The sequence below is a fragment of the Collinsella bouchesdurhonensis genome (assembly GCF_900155365.1).
Classification (GTDB): domain Bacteria; phylum Actinomycetota; class Coriobacteriia; order Coriobacteriales; family Coriobacteriaceae; genus Collinsella; species Collinsella bouchesdurhonensis.
Window position 1 is genome coordinate 251,100 of the sequence record NZ_LT699742.1, and the last position, 19,896, is coordinate 270,995.

The window sequence follows — 19,896 nt, forward strand, 5'->3', positions numbered from 1 at the left end:
CGTAGTTCCCGGTTACATTCAGTTTCAGCAATCAGTTTTTATCGGGGGGGGACCTCGCGAGAGATGTTTTTTGCAGGTCCGCGATATATGCGACCCCACTTGAAATGATTCCCAAAACCTCATAGCATCGCAATGAATATTGCTGGCTGTTTGCTGTTCTTCTGTTTGGGGCGAACGGCCGGAAATGCTGATGGGGAGGACAAAATGGAGCTTAAACGAAGTATGCACGCTCGTGCGGCGCGCCTTTTGGCGATGCTCGCCATGGCGCTTGTCTGCGCGCTGGTTGTGGCGCCGAGTGCCTATGCCGACGCTGCCGTGGCACGTATTGACGAGACTGGGCTTGAGTACAACACGTTTGATGAGGCTGTTGCCGCCGCAGAGAACAACCAGACGGTTACGCTGCTTGGCAATGCCGAGACTACCGGTCTAAATCTGAGCAAGGACCTCACCATCGATGGCGAGGGCAAGTTCGCGCTGAACTTCACCGACAAGGGCATTGCTCTTTGGGGTAAGGCGCTGACGTTCAAGAACATTAACGTGACTATGTCCGGCATCGGCTCCACCCCGTATACCTCTGAGTGGAACTGGATGTCTGTGAGTGCGGGCAAGGATGCCTCCCTTACGCTTGACGACGCTACGCTCACCATGGACGGAACCGGTGCCGGTGACGTTCATGCCATTTATTTCGGCAGCAACAACAAGCTCAACCTCAAGAATGGCTCCAACCTCACTATCAAGAACTACGCCGAGGACGCCCTTGAATGGGATGGCGGCGACGGCGGCTATAACGTGAACATCACGGACTCTACCTACATCTCTGACAGCAACCGCTCTGGCTTTACGGGCACGTTCTACGCCACCATCGATTCGTCGACGGTCAAGGTTCTTAACAGCACGGGCAACGGCTCGAACGGTACGTACTTCACCATCAAGAACAAGTCTGACGTCACGTTCAATAACAACGGCACTTGGGGTATTTCCGCCTGGCGCATCGACATGAGCAACGACTCGAAGCTCTATGCGAATAATAATGGGTACAGCGGCATCTGGACTCGCGTTCTTAACGTGGACAAATCATGCTCGGTTGACGTTGAGGGCAACGGTACAAAGGGATTCTCTGCAGGGACCAACGGCGGCATTGTCTTTCAGGGAAATAGGATAAAGAGCGCGATTGAGAAGGGCGCAAACGTCACCATCATAAAAAATGCAGGCTCTGGTATTTACACTAAGCAAGGTGTCTGCAACCTGACCATTGGCTCTGCAACCATTACCAATAATGGCACCGGCGCCTGCAACAAGGACGGCATTGGCGCCGACATGGGCGGCGGTGTCTATAACGTGGGTACCATGAAGCTCGATCCGTCGGTTGTTATTTACAACAATCACGCCAAGAATGCAGGCGATGATATCTACGGCACTGGCGTTACCGAATTTGGCAATGTCGGTAACGATTGGGTGCTCGACGATTGCAATCATGCGATTAACGGTTGGTTCGATGACTCCCAGGGTGCTCGCTGGTGCGCGCACTGGACGGATAACACTCCGTGGCATGTCAAGGCTGTCAAGGCTGGCACCTATGAGACGCCCGTTGCCCTCAAGGCTGCGCACGGCGTAACCGCCGCCCATGCAGAGATTTCTGGCACCAAGGTGCTCAAGGGTGCCGATCTTGCCGAGGGCGACTTCGAGTTCACGCTTTCGCAGAACGACGATGTCATCTCCCGTGCTAAGAATGCCGCCGACGGCTTCTTCACGTTTGGCGAGTCTGCTTTTGATGTCACGGCCGATGACATCATGGATACCGACAATCACAAGGTCTCCTACACGCTCGACGTGGCTGAGGTCAAGGGCAATAAGGCCAATGTGACCTACGACACCTCCGTCAAGAAGGTTGTTGTTACCGCCGTGCCCGAGGATGATCACGTGAAGCTGACCTATCAGGTCGACGGTAAGGACGTGGAGGACCTCGCTTCTGCCCTCGTGTTCACGAACACCTACACCAAGCCTGCTGAACCCACCACGCCTAGTGAGCCCAAGAAACCGGGCAAGACCACGAAGCAGGGTCTCCCGAAGACGGGCGACGCTTCGCTTGCCGCTCCCGTTGCGTTTGCTCTCGCGGCTGCCGCTGTCTGCGGTGCCGGTGTTGTGATGCGTCGCCGCGGCTAATCTTTAGATCGGATTTAGTTTTCCCGGCTTTCGAAATGCGCCATCTACCTCTACGGTGGGTGGCGCATTTTTTGTTGTGCGCCCCACGCGACTTACGCCGCGCGGCTGGCTCCGGTGACGTAGTCGATAACGACGCCCGGCTGGTTGTTGTAGCAATAGACGTTGAAGTTCAGGCCGGCTCCATCGTCCTCGAGCGAGTAGGCTTCCATATGGACACCGCGTGCAACGAGCTCACCCTCTTCGAAAAGTGGGGTTACGCGGTAAAGCACGTGGTTATGCGTCCGTTCAATGTAGCGTACGGTTTGCTCTTCGAGCGGTTCCATGCCGTCGACATTCATGGCTCGTGTTCCGGTGATGAGGTTGCATTCGTTGTCATTTTCTCCGCAAAGGGAGAAGGCGATCAAGTGGCAGCGGTTGTAGAGAGCGCCTTCGTCGATAAACTCGTAGCTGCGCTGATCCCACCCACTGGGGTACACATGCGAGATGCTCCCGCGCGGTTGGGTGGGTAGCGTTTCTTGTCCCAGGCAGGTGAGGGCGGCTCCGCAGCGGCCGAGGTAATCGAGCCGAGAGAACTCGGTGAAAGCACCGGATTGTGCCCGGGAGATTTCCTCCAAGGTAAAAGCGGGCGCCCCTTGCGGATGTGCCGTGTCCGCATTGATATAGACGGTGGCGCTGCCGCTGTAGGCAGGAATATCTCCCAGGGTCGAAACCGAGGCGGCATTGGAGAAGCGTTGGGTTAGCGCACCCGGAAGAAGCTGGGCAAGCTGGGCGCATCCGCCAAAAGATCCGACGCCGCCGGTGGCAATCGCAATGACGAGAGTGACGATAATCGCAGACAGGCGCAGCGTCGTATTGTTTTTGCGGCTGCTACGTCGCGGACGATACCCCATATAGCTCCTCCTTACGGCATAGTACCAACTTGCCGAGACATGGCTCGCTAGCCGTTCATGCCGCCGTGGATATAGGGGACGACTACGGGGTCAATGTTCTTTGCGCCAAAGCCGTAAAAAGCATCGATGGCTTCTTGGGGGAGGCTCGCATTGCCTGCTTGCTGCTCAAAGCGGCGGAGGTCGGCGGGTGCGGCCTGGACTTGCAGCTCGCCAGCGATCAGGCGCGCGCGAATCTGACGAAATCCTTGGGCGTGCAGCCAGTCCTCGCATGCGCGGATAAGGTGCAGCTTCTCGTGCGTGAGCGGCTCCTCGCAGGGAACGCGCGTGGCAAGGCAGGCGCCTGCGGGCATGTTCCAGACGCCGTAGCCCCATTCGCGCAGCAGCGCACGCTCTTCGTCTTTGCGCCAACCGCACTCCAAGAGGGGCGAACGCACACCGAGCTCCTTGCAGGCCCGCATGCCCGGGCGATAGTCGGTCGCGTCGTCGGCATTGTTGCCATCCACCACGGTATCGGCGCCATGTTCGCGCGCCGCTTGGATAATCGCTTCGAATGCGACGTGCTTGCAGTGGTAACAGCGATTGCGCGGATTGGCGGCGACGTTAGGGTTGTCGAGGGGGTCGATGCGCAGCTCGAGGACGGGAATGCCAAAACTCAATGTGTTCGCTTCAAACGATGCTTGCTCCGGCGTGGCAATCAACGGGGTGGTGAGATGGATGAGCATGCTTGCCTGCGGCAGCTCACGTGAGCAGACGGCTGCCAGAAAGGTGCTGTCCACGCCACCCGAGAATCCCACCGCAATGGTTCCCAGAGTGCGCAGGTGCTCTACGAGTGCCACGAGCTTTTCTTGCTGTTTTTGGTTCATGCTTTTGCTTTCGTTATCTCGATGGATGGGGCTATCGTACCCAATGTGGCGCATCGTCTCTGGCAAAATGGAGAACGGTGGGAACGCAGGCTAAGAGCTTACATTGTATGCGGGGGGAATGCATGATTAAAGCCGTGATTTTTGACATGGATGGAACGCTTATCGACAGCGAGAGGATCGCCATCATTGCGTGGAACCGCTCGGCAAAACGTTTTGGATTCGAGATTCCCCTGGCGATGCTGCACGGATTTATCGGCATGACGCGCGATGCCTGCATGGGTACGCTCACCGAGCACGTGGGCAGCGAACGCATTGCCAACGAGATGTTCGAGGATCATAAGGTGATTGAGGACGAGCTTTATTCCACGATGCTCGACCTCAAGCCTGGCGCTCGAGAGGTCGTAGAGAATCTTCATGCTCGCGGACTCAAGCTGGCGGTAGCTACGTCCACGCGTACCATTCAGGCGCACGAGAAGTTCGATCGCTTTGGGCTTACCCCTTATTTTGATGTGTTCACCTGCGGTGACGAGCTCAATCGCAGCAAGCCCGAGCCGGATATCTTCCTGCTTGCCGCCTCGCGCTTGGGCGTTGACCCCGCCAGCTGCGTTGTGGTGGAGGATTCCTTCAACGGCGTGCGCGCGGGCCATGCGGCGGGTATGCATACCATCATGGTTCCCGATATCAACAATCCGACGAAGGAGATCGCCAAACTCGCGGAGGCTGTGGTTCCAGCCTTGAGCGATGTCGAACCCAAGCTGGTTGAGCTGGGGCTTTTGGCGTAAACGAGATCCGCGCCTAGGCCGCGCGCCTAGAGATAGAGGCCGAGGTCGAGCTGCGAGGAGTTCTTTTGGTGTTCGGCGCCGGTGCTCTCGCGTGCCAAGACAAATGGCCTCACCAGATCTTGGCGATGCTCTTTTTCGTGTTTTGCGGCTTGTTCTGGGTCGCTTTTTGCAAGTGCGATGCGCTCAACAAGGTGCTTGATGCCGCGCCTGCCAAGCTCGTAGCCAATGGGGGCACAGGTGGTCAGTTCGACGCCGCAGCTCCAGGCAAGCGGATTGCCATCGCATCCGCATACCAACAGGTCGTTGGGAACGCGCAGTCCTAAGTTTTCGGCGCCCCGCACGGCTCCCGCTGCCAGCATGTCGCTTAAGGCGATGATGGCTTGCGGGCGAAGGCTGCTGGGCTGTGCCATGAGGTCGGCTACGGCAGACGCGCCGTCTTCGGGTTTGTTGGCGTCGCCTGTCTCGGTAAAATCAAATTCAACATGGGGATAGAGCATCTCGGCAGCATGGATTCCCTTGGCACGGGCACGCAGCTTTTGGGTGGATGGGCACCCGATGATCGCGATGCGCTCGACGCCAAGGTTTATTAGATGCTCTGCCATCAAGCGTCCCTCGGCGGCGTTGTCTGCGCAGATATAATCTCCGGGGCGTTCGCTCCAAATATCAAGATAGACGGTGGGGATGGGGTCGTGGTTGGCGATGACGCCCAGCTCTGTTGTGGGGTTTGCCACAAGCATGCCAGACATTTGCGTGCCTGCAAAATAACGTCGATAAGTGCCGATTCGGGTACAGTCTTGGACGCAGCTGGCGATGAGCAGGTTGTAGCCTTCTTTGGTTGCCTGAGCGGTGGCTCCTGTGGCAATCTGCAGGTAAAGACCATGGTTGAGCTGGGGAAGGATGAGGCCAAAGGTGCGACTCGAGCCGCCGGCAAGCACGCGGGCGCTTTGGTTGGGCGCATACCCCAGCTTGTCAACTGCTTCGGTGACTTGCTGGATTGTTTCGGGGCGCACTTTTTCGGGATGATTGAGAACATTTGAGACGGTTCCCAGCGCAACGCCCGCTTCGCGTGCGACGTCTCCGATAGTTACATTCGCCATCTCATTTCTCCCATTGATGCGTTTCAATTACTGAAGATGATTGTAGCACGGAGATTTCGTTACAAAACGATTGCTTCGCTATGTGGTATTTAAGAAAGCATACCAGTTGGTATTTAAATTCGAGCACCACTCTGCGTAGAATAGGCAACCAATGTGCGCGGCAAACTCATTTGATCCGAAAGGTTGCAATATGTGCGGAATCGTCGGATACACCGGAAGCAGGCAAGTGAGCGATATCCTGTTGAGCGGTCTTGCTCGTCTTGAATATCGCGGTTACGACTCGGCGGGAGTGGCGCTAGAGGTGACGGGCGAGGCTGGGTGTGCGCTCGACGTTGTGCGAGAAGTTGGTAAGGTTGCGAGCCTTTCAGAGAAGCTTGGGCAACACAACGCATTCTCTACCTGCGGTATTGGTCATACTCGCTGGGCAACGCATGGACGGCCGACGGTTGAGAACGCGCATCCGCACGTGAGTTGCGATGGACGTATCGCCATTGTCCATAACGGCATTATCGAGAATTTTGCCGAGCTTCGCGAGGAGCTGGGGGCGCGTGGGCACACCTTTAGGAGCGAGACCGATACCGAGGTATTTGCTCATCTGGTTGAGGAGGGCTATGCCGCCACGCATGATTTGATGGCTGCCGTGCGTGATGCTTGCACGCATGTGGTGGGCGCCTATGGTCTTGCGGCGGTTTGCGCGGATGAGCCAGACGTTATTGCCGTGGCGCGCAAAGATTCTCCTATTGTGGTGGGCATGGGGCAGGACGGCGCCTACTTGGCATCCGATATCGTCGCGCTGATCGATGCCACGCGTGACGTTGTAGTGCTTGAGGACGGACAGTTTGCAAAGCTAACCCCTAAGGGTATTGAATTCACCGATGCCGAGGGTGCGGTTATCACCCCCGCCGTTACGCATGTCGACTGGGATGTCGATATGGCCGAGAAAGGCGGCTATCCCGATTTTATGCTCAAGGAGATATGCGAGCAGCCGCGTGTCGTACGCGATACGCTTGTTGGACGCCTAGCGCCCACGGGTGAGCTCGATATCGATGAGCTGGGACTTTCGTTTGAGGAGCTCAACCTGATCGACCGCGTTTACGTGATTGCATGCGGAACGAGCTATCACGCCGGCTTGATTGCTAAAAACCTGATTGAGGGCTGGGCGCGCATTCCCTGCGAGGTCGAGGCGGCGAGCGAGTTTAGGTATCGCAATCCGATAATCACCCCCACGACGCTCGTGGTTGCGGTGTCGCAGTCGGGCGAGACGGCAGATACCCTGGCGGCGATTCGCGATGCGCGCATCAAGGGCGGAAAAGTCTTTGGCATCACCAATGTGGTGGGTAGTCCTGTGGCGCGCGAGTCCGACGGCGTGATTTACACCAAGGCCAATAAAGAGATTGCCGTGGCGTCTACCAAGAGCTTTATTGGGCAGATCGTGAGCCTGTCGCTGCTTTCGCTTTTGTTGGCGCAGGCCAAAGGCAAGCTCAAAACCGGTCAGGTAAAGATGCTCTTTCATGAGCTGGGCGATACCGCGGCGCAGATCCAGCATATTCTCGATACGCAAGGCCCGGCCATTCATGAGGCGGCGCTTGCCTGCAAGGATGCGGCTTCTGCCTTGTTTGTGGGCCGCGGCATGGGTACGGCCATTAGCTACGAAGGTGCGCTCAAGCTCAAAGAGGTGAGCTACCTGCATGCAGAAGCCTACGCGGCCGGCGAGATGAAGCATGGACCCATTGCACTTATCGACCCCGGGTTCCCCGTGATCGCGGTGGCTACCAAAAGTCCTACGTACGATAAAGTGGTCTCGAACCTCAAGGAGTGCGAGGCCCGCGGGGCCACGATCATCGCGCTTGCAACCGAAGGCGACGAGGACATCGCAAAGATCGCAGACCATATCATCTCGATTCCGCCCGTGCGTGACTGCTTTAGCGCCATCACGGCGAGTGTTCCGTTGCAGCTGCTCGCGCGCGAAGTGGCTCTCATGCGTGGCTGCAATGTCGACCAGCCGCGCAATCTGGCAAAGAGCGTCACGGTGGAATAGGGCGTCGATCTTGCGCGCGGCATCGGTATTGCCTCACCGCCGCTCGTTCTATGGAAATTGGCGGCGGCGCTTTTGCCCGATGCCGTCCGGGAAACGGCTCATTCCAAAATCGGCGGCGCATATGACTAAAAAGAGCGCTTCAATATGCGAAATTAGTCGTACTATAGTCGGGTTAAATCCCTCTTATAGAACGGATGAATGCGTATGGAGTTTCTCACCGATTTCAAAAACAAATGGAAAGGCGTTTTGTTTTGCCTGGTCGTTGCCGTGCCTGCATGGTTTTTGGGCACGCGACTTGAAGTCGTGGGTGCGCCGGTCTTTGCCATCTTGCTGGGCATGGTGCTCGCCCTTGTGGTGCCCGAAGGGTCGCGTCAACCGCTTGCGGGCGGCGTGAAGTTCACGTCAAAGAAGATTCTTCAATATGCCGTGATCCTACTGGGCTTTGGCATGAATCTCTCTGAGATTTTGGCTAAGGGCGCGCAGTCTCTGCCCATTATCGTCATGACCATCTCGACGTCGCTCGTCATTGCATTTGTCCTGTGCCGTGTCATGCGCGTTCCCTCGAAGATCGCGACGCTTGTGGGCGTAGGCTCCTCCATTTGCGGCGGTTCGGCTATTGCCGCAACGGCTCCGGTTATCGATGCGGATGACGAAGAGATCGCCCAGGCCATCTCGGTCATCTTCCTGTTCAACGTTATCGCGGCGCTGATTTTCCCCACGCTCGGCGGCATGTTGGGCCTCACGAACGAGGGCTTTGGCCTGTTTGCGGGTACGGCTGTCAACGACACCTCTTCGGTGACGGCGGCGGCAAGCGCCTGGGACAGCATGCATCCGGGTGCCAACGTGCTGGAGAGCGCCGCGGTGGTCAAGCTTACGCGCACGCTCGCCATCATCCCCATCACGCTTGTGCTCGCCTTCTGGCAGATGCATAAGGCAAAAAAGGCGGGCGCAGATGCGGGCAGCACCTTCTCGCTCAAAAAGATCTTCCCGTTCTTTGTGCTGTTCTTTGTTCTTGCAAGTGTAATTACTACTGTGTTTGCGCTGCCGGCGGCTGTCACGGCGCCGCTCAAGACGCTTTCCAAGTTCTTTATCGTTATGGCTATGGCGGCGGTGGGCTTTAACACCAATATCGTCGATCTGGTCAAGAAGGGCGGCAAGCCTATCGCGCTCGGCTTTTGCTGCTGGGTTGGCATTGCATGCATGGGCTTAGGGATGCAGCACGTGCTGGGCATCTGGTAGGGTTTTTGCTGCAAGTTCCTTGTGGCGCGCCGCCTTTTGGGCGATAGCCGTAGATTGCTTGGGATACCATAAGGGCTGGTCACGTATTGCGGCTCGCATCGGGGCTTTTGGCCTGGGTGCGAGCCGTTTTTTTATTGTTGCTGTCGTCGCAGGGCCGATGGCGGCGCTTGAGGAGGACGCTATGGGAGAGGCATCGCAGGGACAACCGGAGTGCCGCAACGTCGAGACGCTCGTTCAGGCGGGCGATACGTTCCAGGATTTTGTCGATACCATCTGGCGCTTGCGTCAGCCCGACGGCTGCCCTTGGGATCGTAAACAGACACATGCCTCGATTGCTAAGAACATGATCGAGGAGGCATACGAGGCGGTTGATTGCATCGAGGCGAACGACCCTGTTCATTTGTGCGAAGAGCTGGGCGATGTTCTCATGCAGGTGGTGCTGCACGCGCAGATCGCGCGCGATGCGGAGGAGTTTTCTATCGACGACGTGGTGCGCGGTGTGAACGAGAAGCTCATTCGTCGTCACCCCCATGTGTTTGGCGAGGCGGATGCGAAAAACTCCGATGAGGTGCTGGCTATCTGGGACAAGATCAAGCTCAAGGAGAAGGCCGCCCGCGATGCTTCTGCCGAGCGTGAAGATGGGCGACCCGAGGGCCTGCTTGACGGCGTGCCTACTTCGCTGCCTGCTTTGATGCAGGCTCAGAAGGTTTCAAAGAAGGCTGCTGCCGTGGGTTTTGAGTGGGAAAGCGTCGAGGACGTGTGGGATAAGGTTGCCGAGGAGCGCGCCGAGTTCGAGGCCGAGGAGCCGGGGACGGATGCACGTGCAATGGAGTTTGGCGACCTACTCTTTGCTCTCGTGAACGTGGCGCGCAAAGAGGGGATCGATGCAGAGAGCGCCTTGCGTGCAAGTACGATGAAGTTCCGTCACCGCTGGGAGCTTATGGAAGGCGCTGCGCTTGATGAGGGCGTTTCGCTCGAGGACCTCTCGGTCAAGGAGCTCAACGACATGTGGGAGGGCGCCAAGGCGATCGCGGGGAATGAGAAGTAGCTCCAGGGCTGCTCAACTTTTCCGTGCCGTGATTGCTCGCTGCTTATCCTGAAAGAACTTTTGAGCTTGTGGGAAATTGCAGGGCGAACAACGCTGTAAGTTGCGGCAAGAAACAGAGCTGCTGCGGCATATTTTGGGAACGTGCTGTTCATCGAGATTTGCTCCGTTGCTTTGGGGCCGGTTATGCGCCCGTATCCATCTTGTTTTACCGAATAAAGAGCTCCGTTAACCCAATTGCAGGTCAAATATGCTAGAGCACTCGCTCAAGATTCGGTACCGTTAACCTTTAATGACGCGAACTTTCTCGTGAAAAGGGGAGCGTATGGCAGGCAAACCGGCAATTACCAAAGCGGAGATTCTCGATGTCGCCTACGCGCGAGCGCAGCAAGATGGCCTAGGCGGCCTCTCCATTCGTTCGGTTGCGCGCGAATGCGGCGTAGCCGTGGGTACGCTGTACAACTATTTTCCCGATAAAGCATCGCTTGTTTCGGCAATCGTTTTGCGTTTCTGGGGCCTTGTTTCAAAAAGTTGCGAAGGCAATTTCGTGTCGGGCGAAAGCGCACTAGATTGCTGCCGTGCTCTGTTTACCAAACTCAAAGCGCTGCTCTCGGGCTTTCAAATCAATTGGCTACGTGAGATCTCGATGCTCGATGTGCAAACGCTCGAATTGATCCGTGAAGAGAAGGTGGTCCGCCTCGACGATATCTACGAGGTTATCGAGCGCGCTTTGCTCAACGATCCTCGTATCGATTCTGGCGTGTTTGAGCACTTGGACAGCCGCAGGATGGCGCGCGTTATCTGGCGTTCTCTTTTCGATTCGCTTCGCTCGGATATCGAGGTGTTCGACGATTTTCTGGAAGTGCTGTCGCTTGCCCTGTATGGTCCAAGTGACCTGTAACCTGTCCGCAAGCCCTGCACAACTGCCGCGCGTTCGCGTGGTATAACTAAAACAAATCAGCGCATACACACTTCAATCGTACAAGGCGCCCATGGATCGTTATTCGAACAATCAGTCTGCCCATTATTCGGCTGCCGGCAGCACGCCGTCGCGCGTGCGCACCGTGCAACTTAGCCACCCCGGCCTGCGCCGTAGGACAAAAGAGCCCTCGCGGCAAGCGGCCTCGTCTGCGCCCGCCGACCGCGCTTCTCATCCGGCTGCGGGAACCGGACGCAATGTCGCCCTGGCCGATGCGGATGCTTTTGCACGCAGGGGCAAGGAGCCTTCCCATAACTGCCACGTTGCTCCTGCGCCGGCCGGGAAAGACGGCGCCGCCGCGCGCGGGCGATCGTCTTCGCGCGCAACCCGCACCAACTTCATGAAATACGCGGCAGATAATCGTGTCGTCCATGCCATCTATGAATTCACGACGGGGCGTACCAAGCCATTGGCTATCGCTCTTGTGATTCTGGCAATTCTTGGTGGACTCTATGGTCCGATGCGTGACTACTACGTTGCCTATCGTACGGGGGATATCCTTGCGCGCCAGCTGCAGGTGAGCGAGCGGTACAACAAGAGCTTGCAGTCCGATGTGAGCAAGCTGCTTTCCAAGGAGGGCATTGAGGACGAGGCCCGCTCAAAGCTTGGTCTTGTGATGCCAGGAGAGAAGCAGCTTGAAGTTAAGGGACTCGATGGTGATTCTTCTTCCGATTCTTCCGATGCAAGCTCATCGCTCACGGCTTCTGAGATTGCAAAGCGCGAAGCGGAGGTTGCGGCAGAGGCACCTTGGTATATAAAGGTTCTCGATACGGTCTTTTTCTATTCTGGCGTGGGCGGTCAGGAAGTGTCTTCATCGGGTAATTCGACTTCGGGGGAGTAGCCATGTGCGATGCTGCTTCGATGCGCTTTCGTATCGCGTCAATTGATTTGGGAACCGTCTCTTCGCGCCTGCTTTTGGCGACGGTTGAGGACGGGGTCATTGTCGATTCGAATAAGCATACGGTTATTACGAATCTGGGCGAGGGCGTGGACGCGACGGGTTCGCTTTGCGATGCGGCCATCGAGCGGGTGACCTCTGTGTGCCGCGAGTTTTGTCGCAAAGTGGATGCGTTTGAGCCTGATGCCGTGTGCACTACGCTGACAAGCGCCGCGCGCGATGCCAAGAACGGGGCCTTGCTTATCGATGCTTTGCGGGGACTGGGGCTTTGTCCGCAGGTTATTCCCGGTGAGGTTGAGGCGAAGCTGACGTTTTACGGTGTGGCGCACGATTTTGAGGGCCAGGTTATCGCTGTGGCCGATTCTGGCGGCGGGTCGACGGAACTGGCGTTGGGGTCCTACGGGGCGGGCAGGCCGCTTGAGTTGAGTTCTGTCGAATCTCTCAATATCGGTTGCCGTCGCGTTACCGAGCGGTTTTTCTCAGCGTTGCCTCCGCAATATGGCGAGGTTGAGCGTGCTGCCTCATGGGCTGCGGAACAGTTTGGGGCCTTTTGGGCTGGCGCCGCCGAGCGGCCCGACCGACTGATCGCCGTGGGAGGAACAGTGACGATGCTCGTCGCGATGGTTGAGCGCATGGAGCACTACGACTCTTCGCGCGTGCATTTGCATCGCCTGGGAATTCAGGATGTCGAGGCGTGTATTGAGGCTATGCGTGTTTTGGACGCGGCGTCTGTTGCAAATCTGCCCGGTGTTCAGGAAAAGCGAGCTTCGGTGCTCTTGGGCGGCGCTGTCATCATTCGCGAGCTTATGAAGACTGGCGGGTATGATGAGCTGACGGTGAGCGAGAACAGCTTGCTCGCCGGTATGGCGGCGACGATGTTCGAGGCGCTTGCGCATAAGGGGGATGATGGCTTTAAGTCGGTTGTTGGCTGGAAGCCAGAGTTGTCGTGATAGACTAACTCACACAAGGGGGCGTGGCGGAATTGGCATACGCAGGAGACTTAAAATCTCTCGCCGCAAGGATTGAGGGTTCGAGTCCCTCCGCCCCTACCAGGTTACCAAGGGTCCCGGCGACGGGACCTTTTCTTTTACCGGGCGCCGCAGCGGGGCGCCGGCGCGCAGCGGCGGCGGAGTCCCTCAATGTGACAAAACAAGACAGAGGACTTTTTGTCACATCGTGGGTCTGGATAAGAAAGCAGGCCAGAACCAACATGGGCTCTGACCTGCATTTTTCATAAAATGTGACAAAATAAACCTGTCGACTTTTTGTCACGTTGGGCTAGTGGGCGGAGTAGTGGAATCCGTCTTCGGCGGCACGCTTGAGGTATTCGTCGCGCTTTTGGATGTTCTTGGCGTTTTCGTACTGCACGGCGATGAAGTACTCCAGACGGCCGCGCTGGGAACCGCTTGTTTTGTCGAGTAAGGCCTCAAGCTCTCCAATGTGGTTGGATTTCCTCAGAATCATGATGTCGTACGAAAGCAGCGCATCGTGCTTGTACGGCTTGTACTCGTCGCCTTCCCAATTGAGAATCTCGTCGAGCATGCTTTTTGCCTGCTGCTTCTTACCCTGGCCAACATAGATGTTGAAAGCCTTGAGCACCAGATCGACGCGCTGCTGATGCTTGAGCGGGTAGCGAAGTAGCATCTCGAGGATTTCGTTGGCTTTTGCGTAATCCTCTTTAAGCAAGTACGCATTGAGCTTGAAGTAGTTGATGTTGTAATCGGGATACAAGGCGTTGGTGAGCGGAGCATCGATGAGCTTGAAGAACTCGTCATACTGCTCGCGCGCAAGATAGTTACGTAGCTTCTTGTACGTTGTGCGCTTCTTGATGGCCTTGAACGAGATCATACAGATCAAAATGATGCTCAAGATAAAGGTGGCGATACGGAAGTTCATGCCCTGCTCCTCGGGGATGCCGTTGTATAGACCAAGCTCGACACATAATAGCGCGCACCGCGTTCGAGGCATTTCGGGATTGGCCTCTCGCGAAAATATCTAGATTGACTTGTACATAAGTTGTATAGTTGCGGTGCAGCAAAGAAAGGACTCGAGATTGAGCAAAGCTAACGGCGAGACCCTGCATGGCACGGTTTCGAACTATATCCGATCAAAAATCTTCGCCAAGGAGTGGGGAACGGGGGAGCGCATCCCGTCCGAGCACAGCCTGATGGATTTGTTTGACGTAAGCCGTGGCACCGTTCGCAAGGCAATCAAAACGCTCGTCGATGAAGGTCTTTTGCAGCAAGAGCATGGTCGCGGAACCTTTGTGAGCGAGCCGCATATCGCGCATCCTGGCGGTGATCGACCGTTTTCGTTTGCGGCCTCACTGCAGCAGCAGGGAATTACGTTTGAGACCGAGGTCCTTTCGCGCGAGCGCATCGGCGCTACGCCAGAAGTTGCGGAGCATTTGCAGATCAAAGAAGGCGACCCTGTCCTAAAGCTTCGCCGCGTGCGTCGCGCCGGCGGTAAGGCGATTATGGTGCTGGACAGCTGGACGCCGCTGAATGTCTGTCCTGGCATCGAGGATATGCCCTTAGAAGAGATGTCGCTGTTCGATGCAGTCGAGAAGGCAACGGGCGCGCACATCGCTGTTTCGCAGATGGCTTACTCGGCGCGCTCTGCGGGCAAGGATCTGGCAAGCGTGATGGGCGTGTCCGAGGTGTCGCCCGTGCTTAACCTGGAACAGCTGATCTTCTTGGATGACGGCCGTGCTATTGAGTGGGGCGATACGATGCTGGCTGCGGGTCAGACCATCGTGGGAACCGCGCATCAGCGCCTTGAGTCATAGGGTTCGTTTCACTTTCGTTTTTTAATTCCCACACTTTCGCTCTTTCGAATGGCTTGAAGCAAGTAGAGCTGAGCTTACGGCTTGAAACTGAACGATGTTCAGCGAAACGTCACAGACCCTTCAAATTTACGGTTGTGGACAAAGCGCGTGTGGAATGGTGTAACGTTTTACCAACGACAAAATCGCTCCTTTGAAGAAAATGCTCCATTTGACACACCGTTCATCGAAGATAACGACCGTTTGCGAGATGCCCGCAACAATGCGTTTTTCTCAACTTGTCTCCATTAGAATGTACAAGCAGAAGGCAACTTGTATAGCATTTTGAGTGCGAGTTGCCGTATCATTCCAAACGGCAGATGCATCTGCACCGAGTGGGGCATCTGGCAGATCAAACGTGCTTGCGTCCAAGCAGCGAGCACCCGATAGCGGAGATGATGTAATGGAGAAAAAGCAGCTTCGTTGGCCGTTCTTTGTGGTCAATCCCAAGTCCTACCTCTATGGCGAGGACATTCTCAAACTCGCTAAGTACACGGACAAACTGGCCGAGAAGTATGACTTTGACGTTCTGTTCACCGCGCAGCTCATCGACCTGCCGCGCATCATCGATGAGTGCCCTCACCTGGTACCTTGCGCCCAGTACATGGAGAGCCTCAAGCCGGGTCGTGGCATGGGCCACGTTCTGCCCGAGGCACTTGCCGCCGCTGGCGTAAAGGCAACCTTCCTCAACCATGCCGAGAACCCCTCTACCGTGCATGAGCTGGCAGCTACCATCGCTCGCGCCAACGAGGTTGGCATCCTTACTGTCGTGTGTGCCGATTCCGTCGAGGAGGGCGAGATGATCGCCTCTCTGAAGCCCGACGTCATGGTTTGCGAGCTCACGAGCCTTATTGGCACCGGCACCGTTGCCGGCGAGGACTACATGCGCGCTTCCACCGAGGCCGTTAAAGCCGTCTCTCCCACCACGCAGGTGCTCCAGGCTGCGGGCATTCATTCTGGCGAGAACGTCTATGATGCCATCAAGTACGGCGCCGACGGCACGGGCGGCACGTCTGGTATCGTTGCGGCCGAGGATCCGTTTGCAACCCTCGACGAGATGTTCGAGGCACTCGACCGCGCACGTACCGATTTCGCAAAGTAATTCAGACGGACAAGGATTTGCACATGACTGTTTACAAGGGTCTCGTTAAGGTTTCCACCCTCGAAGGTAAGCCCACCTACCTGGACATCACCAAAGAGGTCGAGGACATCGTTCGCGAGTCTGGCGTCAAGGAGGGCATCGTCACGGTTATCTCCTGCCACACTACCTGCGCCGTCTTCTCCGAGGAGTATGACCACGATCACACCCCTACGGGCGACACGTTCCTGCAGGCCGATCTTTCCGATGGCCTCAACCGCATCTTCCCCGAGCAGCACGACTGGAGCACCTATCGCTATCCCGGTCTCGACCATTTCGAGGAGGTCGAGTCTTGGCCCAACCCCGAGCAGTACCTTCCTAACATGGACCGCAGGATGCTGTGGAACGGCGACGCCCATCTTCGCTCGACGCTCATCGGTTCCAATCAGACGTTCGAGGTCGAGAACGGCGAGCTTCAGCTCAATGGCCTGGCAAGCATTTTCTTCGTCGACTTCGACCGTACGCGTGAGCGCAACCGCAAAATCAAGGTTTGCGTTATCGGCGAGTAAGCGCTAGCTTTTTCAATGGCTTTTCGCCGGCGTCGCTTCGCATACTGCCCGATAGCGAAGCAAGTTCGAGCGCCGGCTGAAGTAGTAGAATGTGAACATCGTTTGTTTACGAAAGGAGAGAGTAAATGAAGAAGATCGTTGTCGCTTGTGGTTCCGGTGTCGCAACCTCCACGGCTGTCGGCCATAAAATTGCCGACCTCCTGGATGCTAACGGCCTTTCCGGTCAGTACCACATCGTGCAGTGCTCCATCGCTGAGGCTCCGTCTCAGTGCTCCGACGCTGTACTTCTGGTCGCAACCACTATCGCTCCCGCAGGCATTACCTGCGAGTATGTGAGTGGCGTGCCCTTCCTGACGGGTATGGGCAAAGCTGATGCAGAGAAGAAGATCGTGGAGATCGTCTCCGCGTAATTCCAGGCATCAGAGTCTGATCGCATCTGACCGCTGACGCGGTCACCTTATCCGAGAGTGAGATTACTCAATGGACGCAATTGTTGCATTTTTTGGCGGCGTCTCCAGCCTAGGCGTCTCCGTCGTTATGCCGATCGTGCTCACCATTCTGGGCGTGCTGTTCGGCGCCGGCTTTGGCAAGAGCCTTAAGGCCGGCCTGACCGTTGGTATCGGTTTCATCGGCCTGAACCTGGTCATCAACCAGCTCATGGGTACCGACCTTGCCGGTGGCGTTAACGCCATGGTTACCCGCTTCAGCCTGTCCCTGAGCGTCATGGACGTGGGCTGGCCTGCGGCTTCCGCAATCGCCATGGGCTCCATCGTGGGCACCATCATCATTCCTCTGGGCCTGCTCGTGAACGTGCTCATGCTGCTCACCAACACCACCCAGACCGCTGACGTCGATATCTGGAACTACTGGCACTTCGCCTTCACCGGCGCTCTCGTTGCCATCGTTACCAACAACATCGCTTTTGGTATCGCCGCCGCTATCATCAACGAGGTTGTCGTCCTCATCATCGGCGACCTGACCGCTCCGCTGGTCGAGAAGTCCCTCGGCCTCCCCGGCGTCTCCATCCCTCACGGTTTCTCCGGTGCTTATGCTCCGATCGCCTTCGCCGTCAACTGGGTTATCGACAAGATTCCTGGCCTGAACAAGATCGACATCAACGTTCGTTCTATGCAGAAGCAGTTCGGCGTCTTTGGTGAGCCCGTCCTTCTGGGCGCCATCATCGGCCTGCTTATCGGCTTGCTTGCTGGCTATGGCTTCCTGCCCAGCACCGCCGCTGACGGCACCACCATCCCGAGCGTTCTGTCCATGGCCGTCTTCATGGGCGCCGTCATGGTCCTGATCCCGAAGATGGCTGCCCTCCTCATGGAAGGCCTCATGCCCGTCTCCGACGCTGCTTCTAGCTTCATCCAGAAGCACTTCCAGAACCGCGGCAAGATCTACATCGGCCTTGACTCCGCTGTTGGCACCGGTCACCCCGTGACCCTGACCATGGCGCTTATCCTCGTGCCGGTCTCCATCTTCCTGGCCTTCATTCTCCCGGGCAACCAGGTTGTGCCTCTGGCCGACCTCGCCTGCATCCCCTACATGCTCGTGCTCATCACCCCGATCGTTCATGAGAACGGCTTCCGTGGCCTGATCGTCGGCATCATCGTCCTGGCTGTTGGTTTCTACATCGCCACCGACCTGGCTCCGCTCATCACCTCTGCTGCTGCAAACGTGAACTTCGACATGGGTGGCGCCGCTGCCATCTCCTCCATCTGCGATGGCGCTAACCCGCTCACCTGGGTCATCACTCGCCTCGGCCAGCTTGGCGACGGCATCGGCCTGGTCGTCCCGGCTGTTGTTGCTATTGCCATGGCTGTCTGGAACCGTATGCGCATCGTCAAGGAGGCCAAGGAGCTGCACGCCGAGCAGGCGTAATGCACCGACCTCTATGCCCAAGACGCATATGAGCTAGCATCATTTGGGGCCCACGACGAGTTTCGTGGGCCCCAATCTTTTATCGAGACGTCGCGCCACATGCTGGAATGCCCACGCAAGCGCGCTAGAGGAGTTTTGACGATGGCGAAGAAAGCCGAAAAAAAGATTGAGACCGCTTCTGTGCCTAAGGTGCTCAAAGTTGGCGTCGCTGCGGGTGTGCCTCCCGAGGAGAAGAGGACGTACACCTATGACGCTCGCAGCTACCGTTCTGACGTGTTGATCCCCGCATATTCATGCATCTTTTTTGCATGCGTCGCCATTTACTGTGTGGTTATCGGCTTCTTTGCGCCTATTGCCATCCTGGCGCTTGTTGTGTGCGCCTATACGCTGCTTAACACTTTTGTGGCCCATGCGTATCCGCGCGTGATCGAGCTTGATGCTACGAGCATCAGCTTTGAATCGTTTGGTCAGAAAAAGGTTTTTGCGCTGGACAGGCTCGAGCAATGTTCGCTTCGCTCTGCAGGCAACAGCGGCCATCTGTACTTGCGTATTGCCGAGAAGAACGACGCGGGGAGCGGTCGCGGGGCTCATGCGCGTTATTTTATTGACACCGAGGATAGCGTTGACCAGGACGGCAACTCCGCAATGGAGCTCAAGGATTTTCTGCTTGCCACCGAGGAGCGCGTCGATCCCGAGAATATTCGTGTTATCGCTCGTAAGCAAGGACGCTAGAACTCTGCGGGCTTTTGGTCCCTTATATGCCGCATGGCGCTACAACTGACGTAAGATTAAAGCCGCGCCGCTTGGTGCGGCTTTATTTGTAGGCAACGCGTGCGAGCGCAGATGGGAGAATCGAGTATGGCAACGATGGGTGAGGGTAATCCGGTAGAGCTCTTTAACATGCACGTGGCGCACGTGGGGATCAATGCAAAGGATCCGGACGAGGCGCAGCGTATTGCCAAGCAGTTTGAACTTTTGCTGGGTTTGACCCCGCGTGAGACGCCCATTTCGTTTTTCTCGGACACGCTGGTCGAGACAATGAAGCAGAATGGACGCGGCGAGCACGGCCATATCGGCCTTGCGGTAAACGATACGGCAGCTGCCGAGGCGTGGCTGCGTGAACGCGGCGTAGAGTTTATCGAGGAATCCCGCGTGCTTAACGAGGATGGTTCGACGTTCTTGATTTACCTCAAGGACCAGATCGGCGGCTTTGCCATTCATCTTTCTCAGGGCAAGTAGGCAACTTTTGACATCCGAGTCGAACGGTTCGAAAGAAATTAAAAAAAAGAGCTTGAATCGCTCGCTCCGCTCGAGTATTATTTAACAGCACGCGGGCGTGGCGGAATTGGCAGACGCGTAGGCTTCAGGTGCCTATGGGCTTCGGCTCGTGAAGGTTCAAGTCCTTTCGCCCGCACCATCAAATGTTTAAGGCTTCCAGCAATGGGGGCCTTTTTTGTTAGGGCGCCGTGAGCGGACTTGAACCGATGAGGTCGCGAGGCGTGAAGCGGGCAGGCCGGCGGCCTGCCCGTAGCCGAGCGTGCGAGCGGGCG

At 56.8% G+C, this 19,896-nt stretch carries 19 protein-coding genes and 2 tRNA genes; 17 read left to right on the plus strand and 4 right to left on the minus strand.

Going from position 1 to position 19,896, the window contains the following annotated elements:
- Positions 1–204 precede the first annotated feature (204 nt).
- The gene (locus BQ9843_RS06080; RefSeq protein WP_195906628.1) at positions 205–2,163 is read left to right on the plus strand and encodes a Spy0128 family protein; all 1,959 of its coding nucleotides are present in this window, start codon (positions 205–207) and stop codon (positions 2,161–2,163) included.
- A 92-nt stretch (positions 2,164–2,255) separates the two neighbouring features.
- Here the strand turns inward: BQ9843_RS06080 and BQ9843_RS06085 are convergent, their stop codons facing one another.
- Both BQ9843_RS06085 and BQ9843_RS06090 read right to left on the minus strand, forming a co-directional pair.
- Positions 2,256–3,053 carry a DNA/RNA non-specific endonuclease gene (locus tag BQ9843_RS06085; protein ID WP_075844303.1) on the minus strand — a complete coding sequence of 266 codons (798 nt, stop codon included), beginning with the start codon at positions 3,051–3,053 and terminating at the stop codon, positions 2,256–2,258.
- Positions 3,054–3,100: 47 nt separating this feature from the next.
- Positions 3,101–3,916, minus strand: coding sequence for an ATP-dependent sacrificial sulfur transferase LarE (locus BQ9843_RS06090; protein WP_075844304.1), 816 nt, complete (start codon positions 3,914–3,916; stop codon positions 3,101–3,103).
- A gap of 122 nt (positions 3,917–4,038) precedes the next feature.
- On the opposite strand from BQ9843_RS06090, the gene BQ9843_RS06095 reads away from it, so the two are divergent.
- The gene (locus BQ9843_RS06095; protein WP_075844305.1) at positions 4,039–4,698 is read left to right on the plus strand and encodes an HAD family hydrolase; all 660 of its coding nucleotides are present in this window, start codon (positions 4,039–4,041) and stop codon (positions 4,696–4,698) included.
- 26 nt (positions 4,699–4,724) lie between these two features.
- Here the strand turns inward: BQ9843_RS06095 and BQ9843_RS06100 are convergent, their stop codons facing one another.
- On the minus strand, positions 4,725–5,795 hold the full coding sequence (locus tag BQ9843_RS06100) for a LacI family DNA-binding transcriptional regulator (RefSeq protein ID WP_075844306.1): 1,071 nt from the start codon (positions 5,793–5,795) through the stop codon (positions 4,725–4,727).
- A 190-nt stretch (positions 5,796–5,985) separates the two neighbouring features.
- Here BQ9843_RS06100 and glmS point away from each other — a divergent pair, with 190 nt between their 5' ends.
- The 7 genes from glmS (at position 5,986) to BQ9843_RS06135 (ending at position 13,046) form a co-directional block, all read left to right on the plus strand.
- Complete coding sequence (gene glmS, locus BQ9843_RS06105; RefSeq protein ID WP_075844307.1) at positions 5,986–7,833, plus strand: glutamine--fructose-6-phosphate transaminase (isomerizing); 1,848 nt, start codon at positions 5,986–5,988, stop codon at positions 7,831–7,833.
- Between the two features lie 204 nt (positions 7,834–8,037).
- Complete coding sequence (locus BQ9843_RS06110; RefSeq protein WP_075844308.1) at positions 8,038–9,072, plus strand: YeiH family protein; 1,035 nt, start codon at positions 8,038–8,040, stop codon at positions 9,070–9,072.
- A gap of 181 nt (positions 9,073–9,253) precedes the next feature.
- On the plus strand, positions 9,254–10,120 hold the full coding sequence (gene mazG / locus BQ9843_RS06115) for a nucleoside triphosphate pyrophosphohydrolase (protein WP_075844309.1): 867 nt from the start codon (positions 9,254–9,256) through the stop codon (positions 10,118–10,120).
- A gap of 322 nt (positions 10,121–10,442) precedes the next feature.
- Entirely contained in the window at positions 10,443–11,018 is a 576-nt protein-coding gene (locus tag BQ9843_RS06120) for a TetR/AcrR family transcriptional regulator (RefSeq protein WP_075844310.1), read from the plus strand.
- Positions 11,019–11,109: 91 nt separating this feature from the next.
- Positions 11,110–11,937: an FtsB family cell division protein gene (locus BQ9843_RS08875; RefSeq protein WP_230205621.1), complete on the plus strand. Its 828-nt coding sequence runs from the start codon at positions 11,110–11,112 to the stop codon at positions 11,935–11,937.
- Positions 11,938–11,939: 2 nt separating this feature from the next.
- On the plus strand, positions 11,940–12,944 hold the full coding sequence (locus BQ9843_RS06130; RefSeq protein WP_075844311.1) for a Ppx/GppA phosphatase family protein: 1,005 nt from the start codon (positions 11,940–11,942) through the stop codon (positions 12,942–12,944).
- 17 nt (positions 12,945–12,961) lie between these two features.
- A tRNA-Leu gene (locus tag BQ9843_RS06135) sits at positions 12,962–13,046 on the plus strand.
- A 226-nt stretch (positions 13,047–13,272) separates the two neighbouring features.
- Here the strand turns inward: BQ9843_RS06135 and BQ9843_RS06140 are convergent.
- The gene (locus tag BQ9843_RS06140; RefSeq protein ID WP_075844312.1) at positions 13,273–13,890 is read right to left on the minus strand and encodes a hypothetical protein; all 618 of its coding nucleotides are present in this window, start codon (positions 13,888–13,890) and stop codon (positions 13,273–13,275) included.
- Positions 13,891–14,047: 157 nt separating this feature from the next.
- Here BQ9843_RS06140 and BQ9843_RS06145 point away from each other — a divergent pair, with 157 nt between their 5' ends.
- From BQ9843_RS06145 to BQ9843_RS06180, 8 genes are all read left to right on the plus strand, one after another.
- Entirely contained in the window at positions 14,048–14,782 is a 735-nt protein-coding gene (locus BQ9843_RS06145) for a GntR family transcriptional regulator (protein WP_075844313.1), read from the plus strand.
- Between the two features lie 439 nt (positions 14,783–15,221).
- Complete coding sequence (locus tag BQ9843_RS06150) at positions 15,222–15,920, plus strand: triose-phosphate isomerase (protein ID WP_022386772.1); 699 nt, start codon at positions 15,222–15,224, stop codon at positions 15,918–15,920.
- 23 nt (positions 15,921–15,943) lie between these two features.
- A complete protein-coding gene (locus BQ9843_RS06155; protein ID WP_075844314.1) occupies positions 15,944–16,465 on the plus strand; it encodes a YjbQ family protein in 522 nt (173 codons plus the stop codon).
- 125 nt (positions 16,466–16,590) lie between these two features.
- Positions 16,591–16,875, plus strand: coding sequence for a PTS sugar transporter subunit IIB (locus tag BQ9843_RS06160; protein WP_022386774.1), 285 nt, complete (start codon positions 16,591–16,593; stop codon positions 16,873–16,875).
- Positions 16,876–16,945: 70 nt separating this feature from the next.
- Complete coding sequence (locus BQ9843_RS06165; RefSeq protein WP_075844315.1) at positions 16,946–18,346, plus strand: PTS galactitol transporter subunit IIC; 1,401 nt, start codon at positions 16,946–16,948, stop codon at positions 18,344–18,346.
- 141 nt (positions 18,347–18,487) lie between these two features.
- Positions 18,488–19,078, plus strand: coding sequence for a hypothetical protein (locus BQ9843_RS06170; protein ID WP_075844316.1), 591 nt, complete (start codon positions 18,488–18,490; stop codon positions 19,076–19,078).
- 126 nt (positions 19,079–19,204) lie between these two features.
- Complete coding sequence (locus BQ9843_RS06175) at positions 19,205–19,585, plus strand: VOC family protein (RefSeq protein WP_309598674.1); 381 nt, start codon at positions 19,205–19,207, stop codon at positions 19,583–19,585.
- A gap of 91 nt (positions 19,586–19,676) precedes the next feature.
- Positions 19,677–19,763: transfer RNA gene (locus tag BQ9843_RS06180), tRNA-Leu, on the plus strand.
- Positions 19,764–19,896: the final 133 nt, after the last annotated feature.